A 25,545-nucleotide genomic window follows, 5' to 3' on the forward strand; every position below is an offset into this window, starting at 1 on the left:
AATTTATTTGTATAATACCTTTTTTACTGCTTTAATAACATCATCGCTATTTGGTAACCATTCTGCTAATAAAACTGGTGAATATGGTGCAGGTGTATCTGCTGTATTAATTTTTACAATAGGCGCATCTAAATAATCAAATGCTTCACTTTGTACTAAATATGTAATTTCGGTCGCTACATTCCCAAAAGGCCATGCTTCTTCTAAAACTACCAATCTGTTTGTTTTCTTAACCGATTCTACGATTGCTTTTCTATCCATAGGACGAACAGTACGTAAATCTATAATTTCACAAGAAATATTTTCCTTAGCTAATTCATCTACTGCTTTATAAGCTTCTTTAATAATCTTTCCAAAAGATACAATCGTTACATCTGTTCCTTCTCGCTTAATTTCTGCAACACCTAAAGGGACTATATATTCCCCTTCTGGCACTTCGCCTTTATCACCATACATTTGCTCACTTTCCATAAAAATTACCGGATCGTCATCACGAATAGCCGCTTTTAATAATCCTTTGGCATCATATGGATTTGATGGCACTACAACTTTTAAACCTGGTGTATTAGCAAACCAATTTTCAAATGCTTGCGAGTGTGTAGCACCTAATTGACCTGCAGAAGCAGTAGGACCACGAAACACAATAGGACATTTAAATTGCCCGCCAGACATCTGTCTGATTTTTGCAGCATTGTTTATAATTTGATCAATTCCAACTAAAGAGAAGTTAAACGTCATATACTCAACAATAGGTCTATTACCCGTCATTGTAGAACCAATAGCAATCCCTGCAAAACCAAGTTCTGCAATAGGTGTATCAATAACGCGTTTGGCTCCAAATTCATCCAACATACCTTTCGATGCTTTATAAGCACCATTATATTCTGCTACTTCTTCACCCATTAAATAAATGCTTTCGTCTCTGCGCATTTCTTCACTCATGGCTTCACAAATAGCCTCTCTAAATTGAATAGTCTTCATTAACTTAATTTTAATTCGAGTTGCAAAAATAGGAATTATTGATTATAATCTAATATAAAAACTAACAGTAAAATTATCCTCCAAAAAAAATTATTAATTTTATAGAAATTATATACGAATAATGAAGATTTATTACTTTAAATTAGTTCTTATTCTTTTTATGTGCTATTTATATTAATGTTATGATTTTACGTTAAAAGCCCAAAAATTATTATCGATTAGAAAACCAGCTCTATTTTATAATTCCTAACACTAAAAATCAACAGTTTTTTTGATAATGTTATCTCGGTTCAAATAAGAAATTCTTCGTATAATTTTAATCTTTAAACGATAAAATACCTATCAAAGAACAAGTAAATAATCTTTGTTTTGTAAAAATATTTATTACCAATAACAAAGTTTACGGCTTAAAATTCATAAAGAAATGCTACTATTTATGCTTTTTTGATAATTTTAATGATTATTTACTATGCACGCATAGTAAATAATCGGAATAAAATAATTACCTTCGTATCCTTAAAATTAAGTCCTTATTTGTAATTTTTAAAGGATTGTTTTTCAAATACTAATTATTACAAAAAAGACTATCTAACTTAAGTAAAACTAAACGATTAAATTGTTGTAATATGAAAATATTAGTGTGCATTAGTCATGTTCCTGATACGACTTCTAAAATTAATTTTAGTGAAGGTGACACAAAATTTGACACCAATGGTGTGCAATTTGTTATAAACCCAAATGATGAATTTGGTTTAACTCGTGCTATGTGGTTTAAAGAAAAACAAGGTGCTCATGTTACCGTTGTAAATGTTGGTGGCGCAGATACAGAACCTACACTTCGTAAAGCTTTAGCTATTGGTGCCGATGCTGCTATTAGAGTAAATACCATAGCGTCTGATGGTTTTTCGGTGGCAAAACAATTAGCTAATGTTGTTAAGGACGGTGCTTACGATTTAGTCATAGCAGGTCGTGAATCTATTGATTATAATGGTGGTATGGTTCCTGGTATGATTGCAGGGTTAACTCATGCAAACTTTGTAAATAATTGTATTGGTTTAGAAGTAGATGGTACTTCTGCAAAAGTTATACGAGAAATAGATGGTGGAAAAGAGACTGTATCTACTGCTCTTCCATTAGTTATTGGTGGTCAAAAAGGATTGGTTGAAGAAAGTGATCTTAGAATACCAAATATGAGAGGTATAATGATGGCACGTAAAAAACCTTTAACAGTTGTTGAACCTATTGATGCTAACGCCGAAACAACATCTGTTAAGTTTGAAAAACCGACCCCTAAAGGTGCTGTAAAACTGGTATCAGCAGATAATTTAGATGAATTAGTAAACTTACTTCACAACGAAGCCAAAGTTATTTAATCGCAGATTAAATAATTCTGAATTTATTTTCAGAACCTTAACAAGAGAAAATAATATTAATGAGATCCTGAAACAAGTTCAGGATGACAAAAAGTAAAATTTTTATGTCAGTTTTAGTATATACAGAATCAGAGCAAGGAGTATTTAAAAAAGCCGCTTTAGAAGTTGCCTCTTATGCCAAAGCAGTAGCCAATCAATTAGGAACAACCGTTACTGCCATTACCATAAATATAGATGATGCTACAGTATTAGGGAATTATGGTGTCGATAAAGTTTTAAAGGTATCTAATCCACAATTAGAATCTTTTAATGCCAATGGCTATGCAGAAGCTATTAAACAGGCTGCAGAAAAAGAGGGATCGCAAGTTGTTGTTGTAAGCTCTAGTGCAGATAGTAAATATTTAGCACCTCTTTTAGCAGTGGGTTTAAATGCAGGGTATGCTTCTAATGTTATTGAAGCACCTACCAGTACATCTCCTTTTACAGTAAAACGTACCGCTTTTACCAATAAAGCTTTCGAAATGTCTCAAATTAACACCGATGTAAAAATCATAGGGGTTTCTAATAATTCATTTGGATTAGTAGAAAATAGTGGTAACGCTTCCGCGGAAGATTTCTCGCCTTCAATTTCAGATTCAGGAGTTAAAGTAGAATCTGTAGATAAAGCAACAGATAAAGTAACTATTGCAGATGCAGAAATTGTTGTTTCTGCTGGTCGTGGTTTAAAAGGCCCAGAAAACTGGGGCATGGTAGAAGAATTAGCAGATATTTTAGGAGCAGCAACAGCTTGCTCTAAACCCGTTTCAGATTTAGGCTGGAGACCACATAGCGAACATGTTGGTCAAACGGGTAAACCTGTAGCATCAAATTTATATATTGCTATTGGAATTTCTGGAGCCATTCAACATTTAGCTGGAATTAATGCATCAAAAGTAAAAGTAGTGATCAATACAGATGCTGAAGCGCCTTTCTTTAAAGCTGCAGATTACGGTGTTGTTGGAGATGCGTTTGAAGTTGTTCCCCAGCTTATAGAAAAATTAAAAGCTTTTAAAGCACAACAATAAATAATTTTTTATAAATTGTATAGTCGTATAGAGCTGCTTAAATTAGCACTAAATACTTAAATCTGTCTTAGTCAGTTGGTAAAGTCCTAATTTAAACAGTTCTTTGCGTTTTTATAAATTATGAGTTTAGTAAGATTAAATATAAAAGGAATATCCTATAGCCAAACCCAAAACGGTGCTTATGCCTTAATTCTAAACGAATTAGATGGTGACCGTAAACTTCCAATCGTCATTGGTGCTTTTGAAGCACAGTCTATTGCCATTGCTTTGGAAAAAGAAATTAGGCCTCCCAGACCATTAACACACGATTTGTTTAAAAATTTCGCCGATCGTTTTGATATTGTTGTAAAACAAGTCATCATCCATAAACTAGTTGATGGTGTTTTCTACTCTAGTTTAATTTGCGAACGCGATAAAATAGAAGAAATCATAGATGCAAGAACCAGTGATGCCATTGCTTTAGCACTTCGTTTTGACGCGCCTATTTTCACTTATAAAAATATTCTTGACAAAGCCGGAATATACTTAAAAGTAAATCCTAAAGAAGAAAGTGAAAATCAGGATAGTATTCTGGTAGACGACATGATTTCTACAGAGCTAGAGCCAGATGCACCTCGTGAAAATCTTAAAGGCAAAACACTTGAAGAATTGCATGCTTTATTAGATGAATCTGTTTCTAATGAAGATTATGAAAGGGCTGCTCATATTCGTGATGAAATCTCGAAACGAGAATAATATTTATTCCTTACATATGAAACAGCTTTCTTTGTTCATTACTGCCGTTTTTTTCTTATTGGCGTCGTCAGTTATAGCACAAGGGCTAAATGAAACAAAACCGTTGGATGCTGTTCAAAACGACACTACAGTTCAACAAAACGTACCTGTAAATAATACTTCAGATACTTTAATTATAGATAATACAGGTTCTAAAACTGAAACTGTATCAACAGCAAATGACACGAACATTTCTGCAAGTACTATTATCCCTAGTCAGGGCTTTTCAATGAACAGCTTATGGCGAGGTGCTTTAGGCATGGTTTTTTTAATATTTCTAGCATTTCTTTTCAGTAGCAATAGAAAAGCCATTAATTGGAAAATTGTTGGTATTGGTCTGGCATTTCAGTTATTAATTGCTATTGGGGTTTTAAAAGTTGAATTCATAAAAAGCATCTTTGAATTTATTGGAGGACTTTTTGTTGAGGTTTTGGAATTTACAAGAGCAGGTAGTAAATTTTTATTTGAAGGCTTAGTCGTAGACATGGATACATTTGGGTTTATATTTGCATTTCAAGTATTGCCAACCATTATATTCTTTTCTGCCTTAACATCTGTTTTATTCTATTTGGGTATTATTCAGAAAGTAGTAAAAGCTATGGCCTGGTTACTATCAAAAGCCTTAAAAATTTCCGGGGCAGAAAGTTTAAGTGTAGCCGGTAATATTTTTTTAGGTCAAACCGAAGCGCCTCTTTTAATAAAGGCTTATTTAGAAAAAATGAATAAGTCTGAAATACTTTTAGTCATGATTGGAGGTATGGCAACTGTCGCAGGTGCTGTCCTAGCTGCTTATATTGGCTTTTTGGGAGGTAATGACCCTGAACTTAGATTATTCTATGCTAAACACCTTTTAGCGGCATCCGTTATGGCAGCACCAGGTGCTATTGTTATTTCAAAAATATTATACCCCCAAACAGAAGATGTAAATACAGATGTTAAAGTTTCTCAAGAAAAAATTGGTGCTAACTTTTTAGATGCTATTGCCAATGGAACTACCGAAGGTTTAAAACTCGCTGTTAATGTAGGCGCTATGCTTCTAGTTTTTGTTGCTTTTATCGCCATGTTTAATGGCATATTAGGTTGGGTTGGAGATATATCTTCTTTAAATACATGGGTTGTTAATAATACACCTTATAAAAGCTTATCACTTGAATTAATTTTAGGCTACGTATTTGCTCCACTTATGTGGCTTATTGGTGTTGCTAAAGAAGACATGGCTTTAATGGGACAATTACTAGGCATTAAACTAGCTGCCAGCGAATTTATAGGCTACATTCAATTAGCTGATTTAAAAAATACTTCTAATGCGATTCATCTTAATTATGAAAAATCTATAATCATGGCAACTTATATGCTGTGTGGTTTTGCGAATTTCGCATCTATTGGTATTCAAATTGGGGGTATTGGCTCTTTAGCTCCAGGGCAGCGAAAATTACTATCCCAATTTGGTATGAAAGCCCTTATAGGTGGTACTATTGCCTCTTTAATCTCTGCTACTATTGCAGGGATGATTATCGGTTAATCTAATTCCTGCGAAGGCAGGAATCACATTTTTTATAGTTAATAACTTTATTATATATATTAAAATATCAAGCATTAAAACTTGATGCTTTTTTTTATTTTTAAGCCTAATAAAATTTAAGTTCAATTTAAAGAGATCCCCACCTTCGTGGGGAATATTATGAAGCAATATCACGACTTAGTTAAGCACGTTTTAGAAAACGGAAATGAGAAAGGAGATCGTACTGGCACTGGTACTAAAAGTGTGTTCGGACATCAAATGCGATTTGATTTAGGCGAAGGGTTTCCGATGGTTACTACTAAAAAACTACACTTAAAGTCGATAATTTATGAATTGCTTTGGTTTTTAAAAGGGGATACCAATATTAAATACCTCACCGAAAATGGTGTCCGTATTTGGAATGAGTGGGCAGATGAAAACGGTGACCTAGGACCTGTTTACGGCCATCAATGGCGTAACTGGAACAGTGATGAGATTGATCAGATAAAAGAAGTTATTCACGCTTTAAAGAACAACCCTAATAGTCGTAGGATGTTAGTTTCTGCTTGGAACCCATCTGTATTGCCAGACACTTCAAAATCATTTGATGAAAACGTCGCTAATGGTAAAGCAGCACTCCCTCCATGCCACGCATTTTTTCAATTTTACGTAAGCCTCCCGACCCCCAAAGGGGGCGTAAATGCTAAACCTCGATTATCTTTACAACTATATCAACGAAGTGCAGATATCTTTTTAGGCGTGCCTTTCAATATTGCATCTTACGCCTTATTTACTATGATGATGGCACAAGTTTGCGGTTATGAAGCTGGTGAATTTATCCACACGTTTGGTGATGCTCATATTTACAGCAATCATTATGAACAGTTGAAACTACAATTATCTAGAGCACTTAGACCATTACCAAAAATGATACTAAACCCCGAGGTAAAAGATATTTTCGACTTTACTTTCGATGATTTTACTTTAGTAGATTATGATCCACATCCTCACATTAAAGGAGCGGTAGCTATATAAATAATTTAGCACATGAAAAGCTGTGTTTAAAACGCAATTTTCCAATGTTTAAGTTTTAGAAACATTCCATTTTACTAAATGAGGCTGTTTTTATGAACATTCTTGGTTGTAGTTTATTCAATCAAGCTCCCTGTTTAATCAGTTTTTTTATCATCTTAATCTGTCCAAGGTGATAATAACAATGTTCGCTCATTACAGTTATATTCCGAAAATAATTTCCATACTCTTCTTTTACAAAAATTCTTTCTAAATCTTTGTTTGTCATTTTTTCAACTGCTGTAACAAATTTTTCAGAATCATAACAAAATTTGTCAATCAGTTTTTTCCAATCTTTTTGGGATTCTATTGGTTTGTAATCAAAACTATACTTGTCTTTGATTTCAAGCTCTCCTCCTTCAAAAACATTTAAAACTCCAGCTAAATAGTAATCAATATGGAAAGTTAGGTCAGCAATTGAATTTAATGAATCTATTTTCATTGTTGCTATTTTCCAGTCTAAATCTATAATTTCATTCTTAATGTTTGTTCCGGTTACCCATTTACCATCAAATAAAACTTCTTTTAAACTGTCTGCTAAAGTTTTTGCTAATTCCATTATTTATATAATTACCTCCAACTAAAAAGTAAGCATATGCCTGTTCGAACGTAGCCAAGAGCCCTTAAGACATCTCGGCTTCGCTCGATATGACACCTTTAATATTTTATTTTTAAAATATACTAAGGTTGGATTTAACTAAACGTTTAATACACCATTTTCAGCCGATGCATAATCGCTCCAGGCAAAAGCATCTGCCTGCTCATCATTGATGTAAGTACCATCAACAATATATCTAAACTCATAAGAGTTATCTTTTTCTAAATCTACTGTCCCTTTAAAGGTACCGTTTTTTAGTTTTTTAAGTGTTGTTGATTTTGTATTCCATTCGTTAAAAGTTCCAACTACGGTTACTTCATTTGCTTCTTTAGCTGGTACAGAAAAGGTAACTTTACAAACTGGTTTGCTTTTTAAATATTGTTTTGTAATTGCCATTGTGTTGTTTATTTGTGTGTTGTTTATACAGCAAATTTATAAAACAATTTTGCATCTGTTTATATCTAATCTAGGAAACCAAAAAGAATTATCAATTTGATAAGTATTGCTTTACATTTATTTAAACTACATAAAATATCCATGCCATATTTATGAGATTGCCAAACTCAACTTTTTGTTTTACACTTGATTACCAGTGGTTTTAAAACAAAAACGATTTCATTCTAAAACATAAAAAATTCAACAAAATATTATAACTTTACATCTGTTATTAGATACTTATGTTTGGAAAAAAGAAAGAACAGCCTCAAATAGATAAAGAGCAATTAGAATTGATTCAAAATGCTCAAAAACGTATTAAACAGAAGAAACGTTTGTACTTTCACTTCGTACTTTTTTTAATTGGTTCTATATTTATAATTATAGCCAATACCGTTCTAGATATAGGTAAAGACTTTAGACCTTTTGATAAAGAATGGTTTTTATCTGCCATTTTTGTTTGGCTCTTCTTTTTCCTTTATCATGTATTTAATGTGTTTATAACCCATAAATTCATGGGAAAAGTCTGGGAGCAAAAACAATTAGACAAATTAATAATTCAACAAAAACTAAGAATAGAGCAGTTAAAAAATGAGCTTAAAAAAGAAGCACCTATTATTGCTGAAAGCGAACATTATAATGAATCTTTAAACAAAAAGAAAAAAACATCGGAGCTTACTATTATAGTTGCTGCTGCAGAAAATGATGCTATTGGTAAAGGCAATAAATTGATTTGGCATTTAAGTGATGATTTAAAACGCTTTAAAAGCCTCACTAATGGTCATCATATCATCATGGGGAGAAAAACATTTGAAAGTTTCCCAAAGCCTTTACCGAACAGAACGCATATCGTTATTACAAGACAAAGTGATTATCAAGCACCCGAAGGTGTTATTGTAGTTAACAGTTTAGAAGATGCCATTAATGCTGCTAAAAATGATCCGCAACCTTACATCATTGGGGGTGGTGAAATATACAAACAAGCCCTTCTTGTAGCAGATAAAATAGAATTAACACGCGTGCATGAAGATTTTGAGGCGGATGCTTTTTTTCCTGAAATAGATGCATCGGTTTGGAAAGAAACAGCTAATGTATTTCATACTAAAGATGAAAACCATAAGCATGAGTTTTCGTTTTTAACTTATGAGAGGGTATAGATCAAGGCTTGATTTTGTGAAATTTTCAACTAACTTCGTTTAACATGAAATATGAAACATTAAAATGGTTTCGTATTAAGTCGTTGGAAAACATATTGGAAAAAACAATCCAATAAACCATATTAAAATAATTGTATCTTTGAATTGTGGAAAAAATTGGAGACATAGAAATCCGAGTTGTTGGGAAATCAGGTAATCAAAGTTTAAATCCTAACAACTACGATATTAAGCATATTGCAACGATTTTGCAAAATGTCGAGGACTTACTTTATCCTAATAATAAGAAAGATAGACCAATCATTACTTATGATATTCAAGAAGGTTCTGTCAAACATTTGTTTAAAACAACTATTCAAACAGTAATAGGTTTTAGTGCTGTATTAGGTCAAGTTCAAGTCAATGAATCTATAGATTTTCTGGAATTAAAAACAGCGAGAGCAATTGAAAATATTCAAAATTTATCGCGTCAGAAAAATTACGAATTTCAAATAAAAACTTCTCTCAAAGACGACTATGAATTAACGATAAGCCCTTCAACTAAATATTTTAGAACAGAAAATATTTGGGTTGAAGCGGAATTCTACTTTTATGGTATCCTAAAAGATGCAGGAGGAAAAAGTAAAGCTAATATCCATTTAGATACTCAAGATTATGGATACTTATCAATTGAAACTGGAGAGGAATTTTTAAAGGAGAGAGAAGAGAATTTACTTTATAAAAAGTTTGGTGTTAGAGCAAGTGGAAAACAAAATATTGAAACTGGTGAAATTGACACAAAATCACTTTCTTTATTAGAACTAATTGATTATCACCCAAAATTCGATAGCGACTATCTGAATTCACTAATTAAAAAAGCAAAAAAAAGCTGGAATAACATTAATCCTGATGAATGGTTGTTAAATTTAAGAGGTGGATATGAAGCATAGTGTTTTATTAGATACAAGTTTTTTTATTCGACTTCTTAATGACGAGGATCCACTTCATTCAAACGCTGTTGGTTATTTTAAATATTTCTTGGAAAATGAAATAGCACTAAAAGTTTCTACAATCAGTATTGCGGAATATTGTGTTCTTGGAGAACTTGAAGATTTACCTCTAAAAAATGTTCAAATTGTTCCGTTTAACTTAAAAGACGCCAAAAAAACAGGTGAATTTGCCAAAATTATTTTTACGGAAAACAAAATTAGTGTGGAAAAATTATCGCCTCGGGCAATAATTCCTAATGATTCAAAACTTTTTGCTCAATCAGATTTAGATAAAACTATTAGTTATTTCGTAACTTCTGACGTTCGTTCAAAAAACACTTTGGCTTTATTAAAGAAAGAAACTAACCCAAAATTCGATATAATTAGTATTGATGTTCCATATACAGAAACATTCGGGATTTTAGATTTATAAAAATACGTTTTACAACAACGCTAAGTAATTGCTCGATGATGGATAATGTCTTCTCGAGAAATTCCGCAGAATTCCCTTCACGCTGTTTCTTTTTGCTATCTTTAGTCCCAATTCAACTAACCATAAATAATCACGTTAAACGACTCCTCAAACTCTTATAAACCTAGATTCTCAAACTACTTGCTAAAAGATTCTTCCCCATCAATAACCACCATCGTTTTCTTAAACCGCTTAACAAATTCTCTCGCTTCAGTGTCATTATAACATGAAAACCCTATTCTTATAGCATTATGCTTCGTATTTGCTATATCATAACGTTGCCACTCTGGAATAATTAATTTATGATGTTTTGCAATTTCTGTAACCATATCCCACGAATACTTTTTATTCAAAGTTACCCATAGTGCCATACCGCCTTTGGGAATTTCAAAAGACAAATAATCACTTAATTCTTCTTTAAGGAGTTTACAAAATAAATCACGACGGGCTTTATATATTTTAATGACCTTTTTAATATGCCTGTCCAAGCTCCCCTCTTTAATAAAATTAGAAAAGGTTAATTCTAAAATAGCATCGCCCTGTCTATCCACAAAACGTCGTAACCTGGCACATTCATCCACAAATGTTTTGGGAGCAATTAAATACCCCACTCTAAAAACAGGCGCTACCGTTTTACAAATAGAGCCTACATAAATAACATTCCCGCAGGTATCATGACTTGCTAAAGGCAAAATAGGCGCATGATTATAATGAAAATCGTAATCATAATCATCTTCCAGAATAGCAAAACGATAGGTTTTCGCCAGGTTTAAAAGATGTATTCTCCGTTTTGCACAAAGTGTAACAGTAGTTGGGTGGTGATGGTGTGGCGTGGTATAAACAGCTTTAACATTATATTTTTTACATAGCTTTTCTATGTCGTGAGTGTTCAGTCCGTGGTCATCCACTTTAACTCTAAGTAATTTAGCATTTGCATATTCAAATGTTGTATCCGATGAGCTGTAATTAGTTTCTCCTACTATAATATAATCCTGATTTTCAACCAATAACTGAGATGCTAAGAACATCCCCATCTGACTTCCTCTGGTTATAAGAATATTATCTTTGGTAATATTTAACCCTCTAGTCTCATTTAAATAACAGACCAAGGTTTCTCTTAATTCCGGATTACCATAAGTCGTTCCATAATTCATATATTTAAGGGTACGTTTCTTATTCGCAATTTTTCTATAAATGATCGATAATTCTTTAATAGGCATCAATCTTTCGTCTGAAACACCATCATTAACATACATATAATCATCTGCATAATCTTGCGGAAATTTTCGGTCTAAAATAGGAGTTTGCTTAAAGGTGAATCCTGCCTTATCATCCTTTTTACTAGTAGTTTCTTTAATCCAATCTTGTTGCTGTAATATTGGAATGTCTTTATGAACAAACGTCCCTTTTTTCGGAATACTCTCTATCCACCCTTGCAATGTAAGCTCTTCGTAACAAGCGATCACCGTTTTTCTGTGTAACCCAATTAAATCTGCCAATGTTCTACTTCCTGGTAATTTTGTGCGTGGTGGAAGAGTTCGCTTCTTGATTAAATCGATAAACTGATTCGTAAGCTGAATATAAACAGGCTGTTTACCAGCTCTGTCAATTTTAATAATGGTTTTATAAGGAATCATAACTGGACTATTTAAAAAATGATTTCTGGATGAATATGACAATCCATAAACTTACTAAATTTGTTTTAAATAACAAACATCAATCAAAATCGAACAGTTATGTCAACTTACACAACATCAGAACTAAATCAGGTAAAACGAGGCCCTAAAAGAGCCGTTTATGATGTCGAACAAATAAACAATATTCTGGACGCAGGATTTGTGGGTTATGTAGGCTACAACTACAATGGAAAAGCTATTTGTCTACCCATGGCTTATGGTAGAATAGACAACAAAATATACCTACATGGTTCTCTAAAAAACAGAATGCTGCTAGCGCTCTTAGAGGCTAAAGAAGCGAGTATGACCATTATGCATTTAGATGCGCTCATATTAGCTCGTTCTGGATTTCATCATTCTGTAAATTACAGATCGGCAACACTATTTACAAGTATTACCAAAGTTGAAAACCGAGCCGAAAAAGAAGCCGCTTTAAAATGTGTTGTAGATCATATGATTCCAGGGCGTTGGGATACGCTAAGACCTATGAATCTTAAAGAATTTAATAGCACACTCGTTGTTGAAATGGAAATACAAACAGCATCCGCCAAAATTAGAGATGAGGGCGTATTAGATGAGAAAAGTGATTTAGACCTTCCTATCTGGGCGGGTGTTATACCACTAAAACAAGTAGCAAAACTTCCTGTTAAAGACGCCTTGTTACCTAGACAAATAAGAACTCCTAAGCATGTGGTATCCTATTACAAAAAGAATAAAGCCTAAAACAATGAAAAAATCCGACTTAAAATTCATTCCAAATTTCTTTGATAGGTACATCGCTTTAATTGATGATAACACTCATTTAATAGATGGCTTAAAGACTAATGAAACCATTTTTGAAACCATTTCTGAAAGATTGATTCAATATCAAGACTATAGGTACGAATCAAATAAATGGACGCCTAAAGAATTGCTTCAACATGTTATCGATACCGAAAGAATCCTTACTTACAGAGCCTTGTGTATCTCCAGATTAGAACCAAAGGCACTATTGAGTTTTGATGAAAATACGTATGCGGATAATTCAAATGCAAACCATAGAAGCATTAAAGATTTACTAAAAGAGTTTAGATTAGTAAGGCAATCGACAGTTCCTTTATTCGAAAGTTTTAATGAAGACATGCTTCATCGAGCTGGTATGAGTTCTGAAACTAAAATAAACACCTTGGCTCTTGGGTTTACTATTATTGGTCATGCAAAACATCATTTTAAGGTTTTAAATGAGCGCTACTTTTTAACTTGATTATTTGGTTAACTTGTTTATACACATATCATACTTGTCACGTTGAGCGCAGTCGAAACGTATCAAAAGAAGTACTTGACAAACCCTTATACTACACTCAGTGTGACAGTGGAAGCATCATTTTAAGATTTTAAATGAACGCTGCTTTACTAATAAGTAAACTTTAATACTACGGCAGCTTTTAAGCATCGCATTCTTTTTCAAAATCTTCTCTTAAATTTGAGTAATTTTGCGTCATGGTAAAAGAGATTCAGCTTCGTATTTCACTTAAAGACGAAGAGCGCAGTGATATTTTAATAATAAAATCGGCATATGCGCTAGATATAGATAAAGAAGATATTACAGGTATTAAAGTCCTTCGAAAATCTATTGATGCTCGAAAACCAAAAATTATCTTCAACTATAAAGTTGCTGTTTATATTAGAGAAGCATTGCCAAAAACGTCTGATTATCAATTTGATTACAAAGACGTTTCAAAAGCCAAACCCGTTCATATTATTGGGTTTGGTCCAGCTGGTATGTATGCTGCTTTGCGTTGTATTGAATTGGGTTATAAGCCTATTGTCTTAGAACGCGGTAAAAATGTTCAAGACCGTAGACGGGATTTAAAAGCTATAAATCAAGATCATTTTGTTAATGAAGATTCCAACTATTGCTTTGGTGAAGGTGGTGCTGGTACTTATAGCGATGGAAAATTATATACCCGAAGTTTAAAACGAGGTGATGTACGCCGAATTTTTGAAAACTTAGTATTTCATGGTGCTACCGATCAAATTCTAGTGGATGCCCATCCACATATAGGTACTAATAAATTACCAAAAGTGGTTCAAAACATAAGAGAAACCATTTTAAATTATGGTGGTGAAGTACACTTTGAAACCAGAGTCACAGATTTCATCATAAAGGCCAATAAAATTCAAGCACTTCAACTTCAAAATGGTGAAGAAATAGCTGTAAACAGGGTTATTTTAGCTACAGGGCATTCTGCTCGAGATATCTTTTATTTATTACATAAAAAGAAAATAGCCTTAGAAGCAAAATCATTCGCTATGGGGGTTCGGGTAGAACACCCACAGCATATTATAGACTCTATACAATATCATTGCAGTGGAGAACGCAACGAATTACTCCCAGCAGCTTCATATAGTTTAGTAAACCAGATAAACAACAGAGGAGTATATTCATTTTGTATGTGTCCCGGTGGATTTATAGTACCGGCAGCAACAGCTAATGGTGAAGTTGTAGTTAATGGTATGTCCCCTTCTAAACGAAATAATCTGTATGCGAATTCTGGTATCGTTGTTGAAATTAATGCGGTGGCCGATTTACATAAATATGAAAAATTTGGCGTTTTAAAAGGCTTAGAGTATCAGAAAAACTTAGAAAAACTAGCTTTTACTTCGGGTGGAAGAAGCCAGGTGGCACCAGCGCAAAGGCTTACCGATTTTGTTGAAGGTAAACTATCGGAAGATTTAAACCCGACCTCCTATCAGCCAGGATTAAAATCTGCACCTTTGCATTCGTTATTACCTAAATTAATAGGGAGTAGGCTTAGAAAAGGGTTTCAAGCTTTCGGACAAAAAATGAAAGGCTATTATACCTCTGAAGCTAACATTGTTGGGGTAGAATCTAGAACCTCATCGCCAGTTTGCATCCCAAGAAACGAACAATTAGAACATCCTGAAGTTTCTAATCTTTTCCCATGTGGTGAAGGTGGTGGATATGCAGGTGGTATTATATCTGCTGCTATGGACGGGGAACGTTGTGCTGAAGCTGCTGTTAGTGGTTTATAATATTAAAAATAAGACCGCTTCACTTTCGGAAACAAGAATATAGACGTCTTATTAAATAAGATTCAATATTCTTCTAATCAAGTCAAAATTAAGTCTTGTTTCTATTTTCTAGCAGTTCTGAGTCTTCAAAACGATCTTATATCTTTTTAAAGATTTTATTTATACTTTTGCAGCACTAAAAAACCAATCAACATAAAACATTCTTAAGTAAACTTCTGTACCTCAGAAACTCATTAAATGAATGTTATATGTACTTTAAAAAACAATAATACAAGCACATGAAAGCATATATATTTCCGGGTCAAGGCGCTCAATTTTCAGGAATGGGTTTAGACTTATATGAAAAATCTCCTTTAGCTCAAGAATTATTTGAAAAAGCAAACGATATTCTTGGTTTCACAATTACAGATACTATGTTTGAAGGATCTGCTGAAGACCTTAAAGAGACCAAAGTAACACAACCTGCTATATTTTTACACTCTGTAATTCTAGCAAAAACTTTAGGGGATACTTTTAAACCAGAAATGGTTGCGGGGCATTCTCTTGGAGAATTTTCTGCATTAGTAGCCAATGGGGCTTTGAATTTTGAAGATGGTTTGAAATTAGTATCTCAAAGAGCTCTAGCTATGCAAAAAGCTTGTGAATTACAACCAAGTACCATGGCTGCCGTTTTAGGTTTGGAAGATAATATTGTTGAAAAAATATGTTCTGCGACTGACGGTGTTGTCGTTGCAGCAAATTATAACTGCCCTGGGCAATTAGTGATTTCTGGAGAGATTGATGCCATTAATGATGCATGCCAATCTTTAAAAGATGCAGGTGCTCGCCGTGCTCTAGTGTTACCTGTTGGAGGTGCTTTCCATTCTCCGTTAATGGAACCTGCCCGTGAAGAGTTGGCAGCCGCTATAGAAAATACAACATTCAGCAAACCTAACTGTCCTATTTATCAAAACGTAACGGCTTATGCTGTTACAGATGAAACGGCTATAAAAACGAATTTAATTTCTCAGTTAACAGCTCCTGTACGTTGGACACAGTCTGTACAGCAAATGATTACAGATGGCGCTACTTTATTCACCGAAGTTGGTCCTGGTAAAGTTTTACAAGGCTTGGTGAAGAAAATCAATAGAGAAGCTGAAACAGCTTCTGCAACTTTTGAAAATAACTAAATGAAATTATCAAAACGCTCTATTTATATTTTATTAGTTATCATTTTAACTATTGCTGTCGATCAAATTTCGAAAGTACTTGTTAGAGCTAATATTGATTTACGAACCGACATTCATCCTGGTGAGCGTATTTCTTTAATAGGTGATACTTTCATTATGATGAATGTAGAAAATACCGGTGCTTTTTTAGGCATGGGTAGTGATTTAAATCCTACACTTAGAATTATCTTATTACTTATTTTACCTATAGTAGTACTTGGATTTGTATTGCGTCATATTTTCAAAGACAAAAGCTTAGATACATTTTCTCTTTTTGCTTTTGCAAGTATTATAGGGGGTGGTTTAGCTAATGTTTATGACCGTATTGTATATGGAAAAGTTACTGACTTCTTGTTTATCGATTTAGGTGGTGTTTTTAAAACAGGTATTTTTAATATGGCCGATTTATCAGTAACCACAGGCATGATTATTTTAGTTATTGCTAGCTTTAAGAAGAAGAAAATTGTTGAATAATTTAAACCGAGAAATCAAATTCTCGGTTTAAATTAATAGTAAGTAGTTTAGTTAGTTTTTGTTAGAATTTAATTTATCTGAAACGTTATTTCTTCACCAAAACCATGATTTCCATCACCTGTAACTAATACATTCCCGCTGTTAGTCATGGTATATGATCCTCCTCCATCTCCATAAGTATCGCCCATGAAAATTTTATAAGTGCCACTTTCTAGGCAAAACGTTCTACTAAATTTTGTCGTTCCTTCTGGGTACGCCCCCCCTTCAAACAATAAAACATCGCTAGAATCATACAACTCCCAATATTGTTCTTGTGCAAAGTCATCAAATGCAATATCCAGTTGGGTTTCAGGGTATGGGCAAACCTGTTTAATATTAAATGTTATGGGGTCTCCAATAAACAAGCCTTCTTCTTTATTAAAAGAAAGTACTAGTGTTTCTCCTTCTACTCCAATATTCAAATCTGATATATTTACTGTAAAAACGCCTTCATTAGAGTTCGCAGGCACAGAAACAGATCCAGGAACTGTATAGGATGCTGGATCGGCAGTTGACATATCTGTTTCTATATTGATGTTAAATACTCTTTCTACATTTGAAATACGTGTTGTATAAATTTTAATGTCATTAGAATTACTACTTTGTATGTCTACTCCAAAATCATAAGACGTCGATTCAAAAGACACATAATTAATAATATTATGATCGTCACTATCACAGCTATAAAAAGCTAATAGTGGTATTGATAAAAATAAAAAGATTGTTTTTCTCATAACTAAGTTTATTAATTATTGATTTATACTTTCGTCCATATTAGGATTAGCATCTATTTCTGACTGTGGAATAGTTAAATAAAACAATTCACTATCAGCAGGAACATTCACAATTACCCTATGTACAGCGTCTCTATTAATAGGCCTACTTAATCTTTTGGCATCAAACCATTCAATACCTAATTCGCCATATAACTCTTTGCGTCTTTCCAGTAAAATCTCATCCATCAGATCGCTTCCGGAATTGGTGGATAATGTCGCTCCCGGATCTCTATCTTTTTGTAATGCAAAAAGTAAATCCCTAGCTCCAGATTCGTTATTTAAATTATATTGAGCTTCAGCATCAATTAATACCATTTCAGACTTTCGCATTAAAGGAACATCTGATGCAAACGTAAAAACAAACTTAGTCGTCACGAATTCTCTGTAAGGTGTTGCTGAATTATAAATATCCTGAAACAGCTTTCTAACATCGGTATCTGCAAACTCATCTCTGAAATTTGTATTTATATAGGTGTTTTGAAGCGATGCTGTTAAATGATCTGTGAATACATGAGGTGCCATCCAAAAAAAATTGCTTTCGTTTGTACCATTTTGAAAATGTCCCCATAGCCAATCTTGATCCGATAATTCATTAAACCCATTACCCCAATTTGAAGATACCACTGCCGTTGTCGCATTACCTCCATAAGCTGCTTTAGCAGCAGCAGAGGCTAAATCCCAATCATCCTGAGTGACTAATAAAACTCTAGCTAATATCCCATTAGCAACAGCTTTATTAATATAACTTTTACCAAGCCTTTCCTCAGGTAAATCCTGAATTGCAGATTTAAGATCAGACAATATTAAGTCATAAACATCGGTTAATGGGCTTGGAGAGTTACCAGCTGAAGACCCTGTAGCTGGTTCTGTATAAATAGGAATTCTAGAGCTCGTCCTATCTGTATTATAATTAGGAGCGAACTCTAAGGCTATTTGAAAATAATGAAATGCCCTTATGGCTTTCCCCACAGCAGTAAATTCTTTTTTCGTCGCATCATCGAGACTACTATTTGCTAATCCATTAATTAATACATTAGCATAATTAATTATTTCGTAATTAAAAGTCCACGTAAAACTTGTTCTTCTAAAAGTAGGCAGTCTATTATCATGGGCATAATCAAACCTATAAAATGTAGGTGCTAGGATTAAGTCATTTCCTTTAACTGTCCTCGCAAAATACATGGCATATAAGCCCCCTGTATCTGGATCTGAAGTATTTTCACCATCTGTTAAATCATCATCCCACTGCCCTTTATATCTATCATAAATACCTGTTATAAAAGACTGTACAATTTCTCTATCTGAAAAGACTATTGACTCTGGAAGGCCTGCCGTATTCTGAGGCTCATCTATAAACTCTTTTGAGCAACTAGACAAAAAGACTACCATTAAAACCAGTAGAAATTTTGTGCTTTTTGATGTATTATATATTTTCATTTCTTTAATTTTTTGGTTTTAAAATTCTAAAATAATACCAGACGTTATTGTTTTAGATAATGGAGACCTACTATTGGCAACACCGTTAAATGATTGTTCTGGATCAATTCCTTTATGGGATTGCCAGGTTAAGATATTATCTGCTTGTAAAAACAACCTTAACTTGCTTAATCCTACTCTTTCAATTACTGATTGCGGAAGATTGTAACCAAATGTTAAACTTTTCAATCTTACATAATCATTTTTAAACAAGAAGCGTGTTGAACGGGAAGCATGATCATTGTTATTAGCTAATAATAATGGAAAATTGCTAATATCTCCGGGGTTTTGCCATGCATCAAAATTATCTGGATGGGCACTAGCTCCCGGGTTTTGGAAAGGGTTTATTAGTGATGAATAGTCTGAATCTAATAAATAAGCTCCAAAGCTAAAATTGAACAATACATTCAAATCAAACTGTTTGTATCTAATAAAGGAAGTAAACCCGCCTTCTATATCTGGCAAAGAAGATTTCCCAGTATCATATCGAGTGGCCCTAGTATCAGGATCCGAACTGTAATCCTTTGTTGTGACCCTATCAATTACATTACCTTCATCATCTAATACATCTCTATACCACATACCTTTACCATCGGCAGGGTCTACACCAGCCCATTCTGGGATAAAGAAATCGAAAATAGAGCCGCCAACTCTGTAACGTTTAGACCCATTTATAATTTGATCTTGTGATAACTTAGTCCACTCGTTCTTATTTAGTGCCACGTTAATACCCGTAGTCCATGTAAAATCTTCTGTATTGAAATTAATAGAGCGTAACGATGCTTCCCATCCAAAGTTTTTAATAGACCCAATATTTGTTACAATTTTATTTACACCTAAAGATCGTGGTAATGGTTTATCTAAAATTAAATCTACAGACTCTTTATTATAGTATTCTAAAGTACCTGATATGGCTCCATTAAATAATTCGAAGTCTGCCCCAATATTTAAAGATTCTATTTTTTCCCATCTTAAATTCACATCGGCTACACCTTCAGGCAAAATACCTGGGTTACCTTCATTAACAAAACCTGTTTGAAAAACAGATTGATAAGGAAAAAGGTTTGCGGTTCTATTGTTTCCCAGTTCACCATAAGACCCTCTAAGTTTTAAATATGTAAGGACATTGCTTTCACTTAAAAAATGCTCTTTAGAAACAATCCAGCTCATACCTCCTGCTAAGAAATTACCCCACCTTGTGTCTTCATGAAAACGGGTAGATCCATCTCTTCTTATTGAAAACTCTCCAAAATACTTTTCATTAAAATTATAGCTAAGTCGACCTAGATAACTATTAATTCTTTCCGTAATAACATTACCTCCAACGCTTTCTGGTGTCGTACTGCTATCTAAGTTATCTACTCCTGGCAAAAATCCAGTACCTTGAGATAATAAATCATCTTGGGTATTTGTATAGGCTTCTGTAATAGCATCAATTGATACATGGTGATTTCCGAAGCTCTTTTTATAGTTTAAAGATTGAATCGCATTTAGAGTTGTTGTTAAATCTCGATCTTGCGATACACGCCCTTGTACATTAGCTGCAGCACCTGTCTTATCATCATCAAAACTAAAAGAATCGAACAGATAATTCTCATAACTCAATCGCGTTTTGAATGTTAAACCTTCAAAAAGATTTACTTCTGCAAAAACATTGGCTAAATAATTAGTTCTTACTCTTCTTTCTTTCCCTAAAGTTAAAGTTGCCAAAATATTATCATCGTTAAAAACTGGTCTTGTACTATTTACTGCTTGACCAGTAACGAGTCCATTTCCTAAATCGAAAATTCGATCTCCGGCATTATCTCTAATTAAATTTCCATTAGCATCACGTAAGTATATGGGATAAATACTTGACACCCCATAAATCCATGAAATTGCTTGTGTTGTACTGTCACTTGTTTGATCTGGGTTATTTGAACTAGAGCGTGAAAAACTAGAATTAAGACCTATCTTAAACCAATCATTTATCTGAGTTTCTAAATTTAATCTTGTAGCTACTCTCTCAAAATCTGAAGGTCTTACCGGACCATCTTCATTCAAATAATCAAAAGACATAAAGTATCTTGTTTTATTGCTACCTCCAGAGACACCAATGTTATGATTTACTCTAAGATAATCTTCTCTAATTATTTCATTTTCCCAGTTAGAATTCCATAATAGATTTGCATTTGCTACCAAATTACCATTAGTATCTATTGGGTTTCCAACACTATATGGATTATATCCTAAATAATCAACCAAACCATTTGTTGCGTTTTGAGCTGCATCGGTAGCAGTTTGACCATTTTCATATTGATTTGTATTCTTCAAAGCTTGCCAAGTTAGCTTTAAATAATCTTCTGGTTCAGTTAAATTGTGAACTCCTACAGCTGGGTTAGACAGCCCTATCTGTGACCTTAATGTCACTTTTGGAGCTGAGCCAATGTATCCTTTTTTAGTTGTAATTAATATCACTCCCCCAGAAGCTCTTGAACCATATAAAGCTGAAGAAGAGGCATCTTTTAATACTGAGACTGACTCTATCTGATCCTGACTTATCGTATTAAGACTACCATTAAATGGCGCACCATCTACAACAATGAGTGGCCCCCTGGCTAAACTTTCACTTGATATTCCTCTAATTCTAATCGTTGGATTACTCCCTGGTTGACCACCTGCTGTTAATAAACTTACTCCGGGTACAGTACCTTGTAATGCTCTTAATGGAGAGGTTACTTGTTGCGTTTCAATTGTAGTACTTGAAACAACTCCTACCGACCCTACTATAGATTCTCTTGTTTGTGAACCATATGCCACCACAATAACTTCTTCAAGAGCCGTTGTATCGTCCTGCATAGTAACATTAATGGTGTTTGACGCACCTACTATGATCTCCTGATTTATATAGCCAATAAAACTAAATACCAGAATGTCTCCTTGATTAACCTGAATTGAATAATTCCCATCGAAATCTGTTGAACTTCCATTAATGGAGTTTTTAATCAAAATTGTTGCTCCTGGTAGTGGTAAATTGTTTTTATCCACAACTCGTCCAGAAACCATTTTTTCTTGTGCAAAAGATGATAACATACCAATCATCAAGAACACTAGAATTAAATAGTAGTTTCTTACTTTCATAAAATTAAATGTTTATTTGAATTAGTCAAGCAGATTGAAAAAAGGCAGGTAGTAAAGATGTTTTTTAAGTGACTAATTCAAAAAATTATACTTTACTATGGAATTAAAGCTTAGAAGAATCTAAAATGTTTGATAAGTAAAGTTCTATTACTGTCCTGCCTTGTTTGCAATTGCAGGAGTAAAAAAAAGAATAAAGTTATTATTTGATGGTAACTCTTATAATACCTTACTTCACCGAAGATAATTTACCTTGAATTTACTTGTTATTTAACTTTTTTAAGCTGAGAATTTATAAACTCTGAAGGTGTTTGTGAAGTTTCTTTTTTAAATGCTTTATTGAAAGTAACTTTATTATTATACCCTACCTCATAAGCAATGTCTATAATATTAAGGCTTCCATGAACATCTTCTTTAAAAATGCTTATGGCTTCTTTAATTCTAAATTTATTTATAAGCTCAAAAAAATTGATATTAAAATGTTCGTTAATTATTTGAGACGTATTATGCCTAGTTGTATTTAATCTTTGAGACAATACTTCAAGATTAATATTGTTTTCTTTATATATTTTTTCTTCAACAAATAACTTAATTAAATTCTCTTTGAGTTCTTGTGATAACGCATTAGTAAGTCCTGATTTTTGATACTTCTCTAAACACATAACATCTTTTAATGCATAATCATATTTAAAAATTTCTGGTTGCACATAGGCCATATAAGCAAGATAAATGACCATAGTAGACATAATACTAACCTGTATATAGTTGATGAAATATGGAAAAGAGAGCAATAATCCACTTACTGGCAAACCATAGATAATATAAGAAACTAGATAAATAATGTGTATTCTATAGATGGTCTTCTTCCATTTATTAATAGGTTGCTTTTTATCTTCTGAATTAATTTCTTTTTTACCACGACCATACTGAAGTCTTCCTATTAAAACAGCGTATATAACAAGTGATGCTACTTTTGAAAAGAATATTACATATCTGTTATAAATATCATACGAATCATTTAATTCCAACATGAGCTCGATTTTTTCATTACCGGAGAGTGAATACATCGGAAATAAAAACACAATTAAAGCAAGTGTTGGCACAAAATGTAATAAATCTATTTTTCTAAATTTAAAATTATACGTAACACTCTTAAAATAGAAGTAAAGCAGCGGCCCGTATAAAAGCGCCACAGATGAGGTCATTAAATATGTATGTGGGGCTTTATACTGAATATTGGATATGTAAAGAACAAACTCTAGAATAAACATCGAATGCACCCCAACAAAACCACTGATAAATAGTTTTGCATAGCGATTTGACTTTTTAGAAAAATTGATGATTACGGTGAAAAAAAAGCCAATTAAAGCAACGTATAGAAACAAAAATGTAAGCCAGTCTATTTGCAATAAATAAGTTTCGGACAATTCTTTATACTCTTCGGAATCTTTTATAACATCATACGCTCCATTATTTAAAATTGAAAAGTCTAGCGTATTATTAATATACTTTTTAGTAAAGATTAAAGCATCTTTGGGTTGATCTAAATCTGCATTTAAAATCGCTAAATTTTTAAATATTTTGATTGAATCTGAATGCTTTTCAATTAAAGCGTCATTATAAAGCACTAATAGCTCTAACTGAGTCATATCATTACTGATATTTTTCTGCTTTATTAAACTATCTAGTTGCACTAAAAATAGATCTGGAGCAACATGTATCTTTGAAGCTGCAACTAATTTGTTAGACATAACAAATAAGCATAAAACAAAAAGAAATATTCTTGAATTATAAGACATCAAATTGGTCGATTGAGAGTGGTTATACAATGCTTTTTATCAGCAAAACTAACATACCATGAAATTATAAATAAAGCCGTCTATTATTCTTAAAAAAAACTTAAAAAAGTAACTCCCGATAATAATATACCTCATATTACCTTATTTTGTGGCTTTTTTAACATAAAAACTATAAAATGCGAAAAGTTTTTTTGTAAATTTCTTTTTAAAATAATTGGGCTTTGTAGTTTATTTATCATTAAACACCTTCATCTTTTTCAAGATTATATTAACCTTCTAAAACAGTTAAAATATAATAACACCTCGTCACAAAATAATTCAAACATAACACATTTGATATGCCATAGAAAGCACTCTTAAAAAACGAGCATTAACGTCAATAATTATCAAAACTGATTTTATTGTTAACACGCATATAATCCATTTTATCAAATTAAGATAATTAGTATTAATCTTAAAAAGATCTAAATCAAAATCAATGGTAAAGACTGCCTAAAAAATGGTTAATCTTGTCATTCAGAGCAACGCGAAGAATCTTATTTAACTCATAACCAGAGTCATTTATTTTAAAGAGATTCTTCATTCTATTCAGAATGACACTTTTTAGGCAGTCTTTCACTAGTTTATTGATTAGCAGTTATTTTAAATAACTATATTAATTTGGTGTTAGTTGAAGTGTAAATTGAATTCCAGCCAAACCACAACATGAGGTTGCCGTATATGTTAAGTCGAGCGTAATTACACCAGTATCTTGATCTAAACTAGTTCCTGCACCTTGCACCCAAGCAACTTGAGAACCAAATGGAATAGAATTCTCGGTTACAGTAATAGTCCCACAAACATCAGTAAACTCAAGAGCAATAGGGAAATCTGGTCCAAAAATATCTGCAGTACCATCACTTAAATTATAGGTTCCTGCTGCAGGCTGCGTTATTGTAACGGGTTGAGGGCTTCTAAAATTACCTGCAATTGGAAGGTTTGATGCTATTACAGTACTTATATAATTACCTTCTAACATGGTGGGACAAGAAACTGGATAACTTATTTTTGCTGTAAATAATCCAGAATTACTAACTGTAGTACCGGTATTATCTGTTCCATCGTCATTTAACAGACTCAAAACACGACCATCTGACATGGTAAACCTGGTAGATACTGTTAAAACATCACCAAGTTGAAAATCATTAGTGCTATTTAATTCTGCAAAGGCATCAATAACATCACTAGTGCTTAACGAAAAATCTCCAGGTAAGGTTACATTAGTAAATAATACACTTGTATACGTTGGTCCTGCCAACGTAGAATACGTAGCAATTATATCTGCAGAACTAGGAGTTCCTTGTGCTACCGACGCATTAAAAGCTAGATTTACTGCCGTACCATTCAATATTTTGGTAAGATCGAATATCTGGTCTGATGCTGCATCTTTAACGAAATTTGGAACAGCACCTGTTTCTAAAACAAGCGCTGAATCCCCACCATCATTATCGCAAGAAAAACTAGCGATAATGATTGTAGTTATAAGTAATAAAAATTTTATGTTTTTCATTTTT

The 25,545-nt window shown here is 33.1% G+C and carries 22 protein-coding genes; 13 read left to right on the forward strand and 9 right to left on the reverse strand.

The window, feature by feature from the left end; all coding sequences use genetic code 11:
• Nucleotides 1-3: 3 nt before the first annotated feature.
• On the reverse strand, nt 4-981 hold the full coding sequence (locus Q4Q34_RS04335) for a pyruvate dehydrogenase complex E1 component subunit beta (protein ID WP_303318542.1): 978 nt from the start codon (nt 979-981) through the stop codon (nt 4-6).
• 626 nt (nt 982-1,607) lie between these two features.
• Between Q4Q34_RS04335 and Q4Q34_RS04340 the strand changes: the two genes are divergently transcribed.
• The 5 genes from Q4Q34_RS04340 to Q4Q34_RS04360 all read left to right on the forward strand — a co-directional run bounded on the left by Q4Q34_RS04340 (nt 1,608) and on the right by Q4Q34_RS04360 (nt 6,728).
• Nucleotides 1,608-2,354 carry an electron transfer flavoprotein subunit beta/FixA family protein gene (locus Q4Q34_RS04340; RefSeq protein ID WP_303318543.1) on the forward strand — a complete coding sequence of 249 codons (747 nt, stop codon included), beginning with the start codon at nt 1,608-1,610 and terminating at the stop codon, nt 2,352-2,354.
• Between the two features lie 104 nt (nt 2,355-2,458).
• On the forward strand, nt 2,459-3,418 hold the full coding sequence (locus Q4Q34_RS04345; protein ID WP_303318544.1) for an electron transfer flavoprotein subunit alpha/FixB family protein: 960 nt from the start codon (nt 2,459-2,461) through the stop codon (nt 3,416-3,418).
• 120 nt (nt 3,419-3,538) lie between these two features.
• Nucleotides 3,539-4,153, forward strand: a complete 615-nt coding sequence (locus Q4Q34_RS04350; RefSeq protein ID WP_303318545.1) for a bifunctional nuclease family protein — start codon at nt 3,539-3,541, stop codon at nt 4,151-4,153.
• Between the two features lie 16 nt (nt 4,154-4,169).
• Nucleotides 4,170-5,714, forward strand: coding sequence for a NupC/NupG family nucleoside CNT transporter (locus Q4Q34_RS04355; RefSeq protein WP_303318546.1), 1,545 nt, complete (start codon nt 4,170-4,172; stop codon nt 5,712-5,714).
• Nucleotides 5,715-5,873: 159 nt separating this feature from the next.
• A complete protein-coding gene (locus Q4Q34_RS04360; RefSeq protein WP_303318547.1) occupies nt 5,874-6,728 on the forward strand; it encodes a thymidylate synthase in 855 nt (284 codons plus the stop codon).
• A 121-nt stretch (nt 6,729-6,849) separates the two neighbouring features.
• Here the strand turns inward: Q4Q34_RS04360 and Q4Q34_RS04365 are convergent, their stop codons facing one another.
• Both Q4Q34_RS04365 and Q4Q34_RS04370 read right to left on the reverse strand, forming a co-directional pair.
• Nucleotides 6,850-7,323 (reverse strand): DUF1572 family protein, encoded by a 474-nt coding sequence (locus Q4Q34_RS04365; protein ID WP_303318548.1) that lies wholly within the window; start codon nt 7,321-7,323, stop codon nt 6,850-6,852.
• Nucleotides 7,324-7,461: 138 nt separating this feature from the next.
• Nucleotides 7,462-7,758, reverse strand: a complete 297-nt coding sequence (locus Q4Q34_RS04370) for an isoamylase early set domain-containing protein (RefSeq protein WP_135877230.1) — start codon at nt 7,756-7,758, stop codon at nt 7,462-7,464.
• A 281-nt stretch (nt 7,759-8,039) separates the two neighbouring features.
• Here Q4Q34_RS04370 and Q4Q34_RS04375 point away from each other — a divergent pair, with 281 nt between their 5' ends.
• The 3 genes from Q4Q34_RS04375 (at nt 8,040) to Q4Q34_RS04385 (ending at nt 10,352) form a co-directional block, all read left to right on the forward strand.
• Complete coding sequence (locus Q4Q34_RS04375) at nt 8,040-8,954, forward strand: dihydrofolate reductase (protein WP_303318549.1); 915 nt, start codon at nt 8,040-8,042, stop codon at nt 8,952-8,954.
• Nucleotides 8,955-9,100: 146 nt separating this feature from the next.
• Nucleotides 9,101-9,880 carry a hypothetical protein gene (locus Q4Q34_RS04380; RefSeq protein WP_303318550.1) on the forward strand — a complete coding sequence of 260 codons (780 nt, stop codon included), beginning with the start codon at nt 9,101-9,103 and terminating at the stop codon, nt 9,878-9,880.
• Nucleotides 9,870-10,352, forward strand: a complete 483-nt coding sequence (locus Q4Q34_RS04385) for a PIN domain-containing protein (protein ID WP_303318551.1) — start codon at nt 9,870-9,872, stop codon at nt 10,350-10,352. The genes Q4Q34_RS04380 and Q4Q34_RS04385 overlap by 11 nt, the downstream gene beginning before the upstream one ends.
• A 176-nt stretch (nt 10,353-10,528) precedes the next feature.
• Here the strand turns inward: Q4Q34_RS04385 and pdxR are convergent, their stop codons facing one another.
• Nucleotides 10,529-12,028 carry a MocR-like pyridoxine biosynthesis transcription factor PdxR gene (gene pdxR, locus Q4Q34_RS04390; RefSeq protein ID WP_303318552.1) on the reverse strand — a complete coding sequence of 500 codons (1,500 nt, stop codon included), beginning with the start codon at nt 12,026-12,028 and terminating at the stop codon, nt 10,529-10,531.
• Between the two features lie 99 nt (nt 12,029-12,127).
• Here pdxR and Q4Q34_RS04395 point away from each other — a divergent pair, with 99 nt between their 5' ends.
• The 5 genes from Q4Q34_RS04395 (at nt 12,128) to lspA (ending at nt 16,785) form a co-directional block, all read left to right on the forward strand.
• Entirely contained in the window at nt 12,128-12,790 is a 663-nt protein-coding gene (locus tag Q4Q34_RS04395; RefSeq protein ID WP_303318553.1) for a pyridoxamine 5'-phosphate oxidase family protein, read from the forward strand.
• A 4-nt stretch (nt 12,791-12,794) separates the two neighbouring features.
• The gene (locus Q4Q34_RS04400; RefSeq protein WP_303318554.1) at nt 12,795-13,310 is read left to right on the forward strand and encodes a DinB family protein; all 516 of its coding nucleotides are present in this window, start codon (nt 12,795-12,797) and stop codon (nt 13,308-13,310) included.
• Between the two features lie 236 nt (nt 13,311-13,546).
• Nucleotides 13,547-15,103: an NAD(P)/FAD-dependent oxidoreductase gene (locus Q4Q34_RS04405; protein WP_303318555.1), complete on the forward strand. Its 1,557-nt coding sequence runs from the start codon at nt 13,547-13,549 to the stop codon at nt 15,101-15,103.
• A gap of 278 nt (nt 15,104-15,381) precedes the next feature.
• Entirely contained in the window at nt 15,382-16,272 is an 891-nt protein-coding gene (gene fabD / locus Q4Q34_RS04410; RefSeq protein ID WP_303318556.1) for an ACP S-malonyltransferase, read from the forward strand.
• Nucleotides 16,273-16,785, forward strand: a complete 513-nt coding sequence (lspA, locus tag Q4Q34_RS04415; protein ID WP_303318557.1) for a signal peptidase II — start codon at nt 16,273-16,275, stop codon at nt 16,783-16,785.
• Between the two features lie 68 nt (nt 16,786-16,853).
• Here the strand turns inward: lspA and Q4Q34_RS04420 are convergent, their stop codons facing one another.
• The 5 genes from Q4Q34_RS04420 to Q4Q34_RS04440 all read right to left on the reverse strand — a co-directional run bounded on the left by Q4Q34_RS04420 (nt 16,854) and on the right by Q4Q34_RS04440 (nt 25,541).
• Nucleotides 16,854-17,558 (reverse strand): hypothetical protein, encoded by a 705-nt coding sequence (locus Q4Q34_RS04420; RefSeq protein ID WP_303318558.1) that lies wholly within the window; start codon nt 17,556-17,558, stop codon nt 16,854-16,856.
• A 15-nt stretch (nt 17,559-17,573) separates the two neighbouring features.
• Complete coding sequence (locus Q4Q34_RS04425; protein WP_303318559.1) at nt 17,574-19,037, reverse strand: RagB/SusD family nutrient uptake outer membrane protein; 1,464 nt, start codon at nt 19,035-19,037, stop codon at nt 17,574-17,576.
• Nucleotides 19,038-19,055: 18 nt separating this feature from the next.
• On the reverse strand, nt 19,056-22,196 hold the full coding sequence (locus tag Q4Q34_RS04430) for a SusC/RagA family TonB-linked outer membrane protein (RefSeq protein WP_303318560.1): 3,141 nt from the start codon (nt 22,194-22,196) through the stop codon (nt 19,056-19,058).
• A 263-nt stretch (nt 22,197-22,459) separates the two neighbouring features.
• Complete coding sequence (locus tag Q4Q34_RS04435) at nt 22,460-23,944, reverse strand: helix-turn-helix domain-containing protein (protein WP_303318561.1); 1,485 nt, start codon at nt 23,942-23,944, stop codon at nt 22,460-22,462.
• 703 nt (nt 23,945-24,647) lie between these two features.
• Nucleotides 24,648-25,541, reverse strand: a complete 894-nt coding sequence (locus Q4Q34_RS04440) for a hypothetical protein (RefSeq protein ID WP_303318562.1) — start codon at nt 25,539-25,541, stop codon at nt 24,648-24,650.
• Nucleotides 25,542-25,545 lie beyond the last annotated feature (4 nt).

The sequence above is a fragment of the Flavivirga abyssicola genome, from assembly GCF_030540775.2.
GTDB lineage: Bacteria > Bacteroidota > Bacteroidia > Flavobacteriales > Flavobacteriaceae > Flavivirga > Flavivirga abyssicola.